The 4,200-nt window shown below is 68.1% G+C and carries 4 protein-coding genes; 2 read left to right on the top strand and 2 right to left on the bottom strand.

The genetic code is table 11. The annotated features are described in order from the left end of the window. Window positions 1–137: 137 nt before the first annotated feature. Window positions 138–1,100, bottom strand: coding sequence for a type IV toxin-antitoxin system AbiEi family antitoxin domain-containing protein (locus tag E1261_RS43590; RefSeq protein WP_132416061.1), 963 nt, complete (start codon window positions 1,098–1,100; stop codon window positions 138–140). 143 nt (window positions 1,101–1,243) lie between these two features. Next, a complete protein-coding gene (locus tag E1261_RS43585) occupies window positions 1,244–1,744 on the bottom strand; it encodes a GbsR/MarR family transcriptional regulator (protein ID WP_132416059.1) in 501 nt (166 codons plus the stop codon). A 74-nt stretch (window positions 1,745–1,818) separates the two neighbouring features. Between E1261_RS43585 and E1261_RS43580 the strand changes: the two genes are divergently transcribed. After that, window positions 1,819–2,718: an ABC transporter ATP-binding protein gene (locus E1261_RS43580; RefSeq protein ID WP_132416057.1), complete on the top strand. Its 900-nt coding sequence runs from the start codon at window positions 1,819–1,821 to the stop codon at window positions 2,716–2,718. Next, a partial coding sequence (locus tag E1261_RS43575; protein ID WP_132416055.1) for an ABC transporter permease occupies window positions 2,715–4,200 on the top strand: 1,486 nt, incomplete at its 3' end. The genes E1261_RS43580 and E1261_RS43575, both read left to right, overlap by 4 nt.

The following is a 4,200-nucleotide window of genomic DNA, read 5'->3' as shown; positions in this document are numbered from 1 at the left end:
CACCTCCCCCGCTCCAAGTCCGCCCCCCAGCAGGTCAACCCCCTACTCCAGCAAGCCCTAGACACCATCGCCGCCACCACCCTCCGCTAGCTGAGGCTTGAACAAGAACCGGTGGGCTTGAACAGGTAATACCTTGTTCAGGCCCACCGCTGGGTGTGCGAACCCCCAGAAGCTGACGCGCGCTCAAGGCCTTGCCAGAGCCGACGGGCGGTGACAGACGGTCGATCCAGGTCAGCCCAACCCACCCTGACCACCTGATACCCGCGGGCGCGGAGCCGGTCCTCGCGCCACTTCTCGCCGACCACAGCCTCGCCGTCGCCGTACTTCGTCGCACCGTCGAACTCGACGACCAGTACGTCGGCCAGCAGGGCGTCGACCCGGGCGATCAGTCGTCCATCAGCCTCGAAAATCTTCACCTGGAGCTGCGGTGACGGCAGCCCGTGATTCGCCGCCAGCACCCGCAACCGCGATTCACCGACCGACTCGCTGAGCCCGTTGGCGAAGCGCGCAGCCGATCGGGCGGCCGGTGAGCCTGGCCAGAAGTGATGCCGGTCTGCCATCTCCACAAGCTCATCAGGGGTGGCGAGCCCGCGATGCAGCGCAGCGTCGGCCAGTACGACGCCCACCTCGTACGACGAGGTGCAGGCCAGCTCCGCGACCGCCCGCGCCGGCGTCACCACGCGGAGCCCGTCCACCTCGACGATCTCGTCCGGATCGATCGGCCCACGGTGGATCTCAATGGCGGCGTCGGATCGGGTGCGTCCAGCTGGTTTCGTCGCCTGCGCCTTGGTCAGATCGAGATTCCAGGTCGGGAGGCCGTGCAGGACGGCCGCGGACTGATGGCTGGCCACCGCTGTTGGTCCCAGCCGCCCCAGTGCAGCCCGGATGCGCAGCAGGTGCAGCCGTTGGTCGTGGTCCCACTGCTGCTCGTCGGCGGGCCAGCTGGCAGGTTCGACGTACGCATCACGTGCTAGTCGCACCCACTGGCCGGTTCGCAGGCGTTGCCGGATCTGCTCCTCGCTGTAGCCGGTCGCGCGTGCATCAGCCCGGCTGAACCACCCGCGCTTCGCAGTACTGATCACCGTCAATCTCGGATTCATACCGAGAACATGCCGGGTTCTGTCCGCCGATTGGCCGCAATCTCTCGTCCTGTGGAAAACCACAACCAGTGGCCCGACCCACACCGCCGTGGGCTTGAACAGGTAATGCCTTGTTCAAGCCCACCAGTTCCTGTTCAAGGCCCCTACTTGTTTTCCGCTTCGATCTGGGCGTCTAGTTCTGCGCGGCGGGTGACCCAGCGGTCGGAGAGGCCTTGGACCTCCTCGGTGAGGAACTCGAAGAAGCCGAGGGTGATGCGGACCCGGCGGTGGGCGGGTGTGCCTTCGCCAGCGTGGTCGAGGACCTGGCGTAGCGAGTTGGACCAGCGGGTGAGGGACTGGTTCTCGGTCATCATCGTCTGGTACCAGGAGTCGTCCTGGACGACGTACACGTCGCGGCGGCTGCCGGGCTCGCGCTCGCGGGTGGCCAGCCGGAGCTGGAGCAGGTAGTTGACCGCGCCGGAGACGGCGGCGGGACTGGCCTGGAGCTGCTCGGAGAGCTCGGCCGCGGTCAGCCGGCCGTCCTCGCTGGCCAGGATGGCGGAGAAGACCCGGCCGGCCATCCGGGGCCAGCCGGTGTCGGCCAGCAGGTTGCCGAACTGCTCGGCGTACCGCCGGACGGCCTCGTCGTCGCGTTGTGCACTCACCGGCCCATCATCCCCTCTCGACCCACACGTTCGGAAGATTCACAAATTTCTGAATGAAGTGTACGTTATGAATCATGACATCAGCCATCGTGGTCTCCGGACTACACAAGTCGTACGGCGCGACACACGCCCTCGACGGTCTCGACCTTGAGGTCGCCACCGGCGAGGTGCACGGATTCCTGGGCCCGAACGGCGCCGGGAAGTCCACCACCATCCGGGTGCTGCTCGGACTGCTCCGCGGGGACGAGGGCGACGTGTCGCTGCTCGGCGGTGACCCGTGGCACGACGCGGCCCAGCTGCACCGCCGGCTGGCCTACGTCCCCGGTGACGTGAACCTCTGGCCGAACCTGACCGGCGGCGAGGTGATCGACCTGCTGGGCCGCCTACGCGGCGGACTGGACCCGAAGAAGCGCGACGACCTGCTGAGCCGCTTCGACCTGGACCCGACCAAGAAGGGCCGCACCTACTCCAAGGGCAACCGTCAGAAGGTCGCACTGGTCGCAGCACTCGCCTCTGACGTCGAGCTGCTCCTCCTGGACGAGCCGACGTCCGGACTGGACCCGCTGATGGAGGAGGTGTTCCGGCAGTGCATCGAGGAGGAGCGGCAGCGCGACCGTACCGTCCTGCTGTCCAGCCACATCCTCTCCGAGGTCGAGGCGCTGTGCGACCGGATCAGCATCATCCGCCGCGGCAAGGTCGTCGAGACCGGCACCCTGGCCGACCTGCGCCACCTGACCCGTACGTCGATCCAGGCGGAGCTGTCCGCCGCACCAAACGGACTGGCGTCGTTGCCTGGCGTCCACTCGCTCGATGTCGAGGGCAACCGGGTGCACTGCGAGGTCGACACCGCCCAGCTCGACGGAGTGATGCGAGAGCTCGCGGCAAGCGGCATCAGGAGCCTCGTCGCGCAGCCGCCGACCCTGGAGGAGCTCTTCCTGCGCCACTATGAGGATGACTCGGTGGCCGTCTCATGAAGGACTTCGTAGGTACCGGGACCCTGGTCCGGCTCGCCCTGCGGCGTGACCGGATCCTGATCCCGACCTGGATCGTCGTGTTCGTCGTGATGGCCGCCGGCTCCGCCCAGGCCTCCATCGACCTCTACCCCGACGTCGCGTCCCGCACCGAGGCAGCCAGGACCACCAACGCGTCCCCGGCCCTCGTCTCCCTCTACGGGCGCATTTTCGACGAGACCTCGCTCGGGGAGCTCTCGCTGTTCAAGCTGACCGCGCTCGGCGCCGCACTGGTCGGACTGCTGGCCTCGATCCTCGTCGTCCGGCACACGCGCTCAGAAGAGGAGTCCGGTCGTCTGGAGCTGCTCAGCGCCGGAGTCCTCGGCCGGTACGCCGCTCTGTCCGCAGCCCTGCTCGTATCCGTCGGAACCGTTGTGGTGATCGGCTTGCTCACCGCCCTGGCCCTCATCGGCCTCGGCCTCCCGGCAGCCGGATCACTCGCCTTCGGACTCGTGTGGATCTCAGCGGGGTTGTCCTTCGCAGGCGTCGGCGCACTGGTCGCCCAGCTCAGCGAAGGCGCCCGCACCGCCAACGGCTTCACCGCCATCGTCCTCGGCGCCTCCTACGTACTCCGTGCGATCGGCGACTCCTCGGCCGACGGCAAGTCCGAGTGGGTGTCCTGGCTGTCCCCGATCGGCTGGTCCCAGCAGATCCGCGCGTACGCCGGTGACCGGTACGTCGTCGTACTCCTCCCACTGGCGTTGCTGGCACTCCTGGTCGCCGGAGCGCTCGCCCTGATCCGCCGCCGCGACGTCGGCGCCGGTCTGGTTCGTCCGCGCCCAGGACCGGCAGTCGCCGCCCCCTCACTCCGCTCACCACTAGCCCTGGCCTGGCGACTACACCGAGGCTCCTTGTTCGCCTGGGGTTTCGCCTTCCTCCTCCTAGGACTCCTGGTCGGCAACATCGCCAGCAACGTCGACGGCTTCGTCAGCAGCGAAGGCGCCCGCGAAATGGTCCAGAAGCTCGGCGGCGTCGAAGCCATCACCGACGCCTTCCTCTCCACCGAAATGGGCATGGTCGGCCTGCTCGCCTCGGCGTACGGCATCCAAGCCGCCCTCCGCCTCCGCTCCGAAGAAACAGCCCTCCGAGCCGAACCCCTCCTGGCCACCGGCGTCACCCGCACCCGCTGGCTCGCCAGCCACGTCCTGATGGCCCTCCTGGGCACCAGCGCCCTCATCCTGGTTGCCGGCCTGGGTTCCGGCCTCTCCAGCGGCGCCTCCCTCGGCAACGTAGGCCGCCAGGTCCCCCGCATGCTCGCCGCAGCCGCCGTCCAACTCCCAGCCATCTGGCTGGTCACAGCCCTCGTAGTAGCCCTCTTCGGCCTGGCCCCCAAACTCATCACCGCCGCCTGGGCCCTCTACGGCCTCTTCCTCCTCCTGGGCCAGTTCGGCGCCCTCTTCAACCTCCCCCAATCCCTCATCAACCTAAGCCCCTACGGCCACACCC

It is taken from the genome of Kribbella albertanoniae, assembly GCF_004348455.1.
Taxonomy (GTDB): domain Bacteria; phylum Actinomycetota; class Actinomycetes; order Propionibacteriales; family Kribbellaceae; genus Kribbella; species Kribbella albertanoniae.
This window is presented reverse-complemented; position numbering and strand designations above follow the sequence as displayed.

Bases quoted from the DNA above. Each gene is read 5' to 3' on its own strand.
- E1261_RS43590 (WP_132416061.1), bottom strand. From the start codon at position 1,100: ATGAATCCGAGATTGACGGTGATCAGTACTGCGAAGCGCGGGTGGTTC.
- E1261_RS43580 (WP_132416057.1), top strand. From the start codon at position 1,819: ATGACATCAGCCATCGTGGTCTCCGGACTACACAAGTCGTACGGCGCG.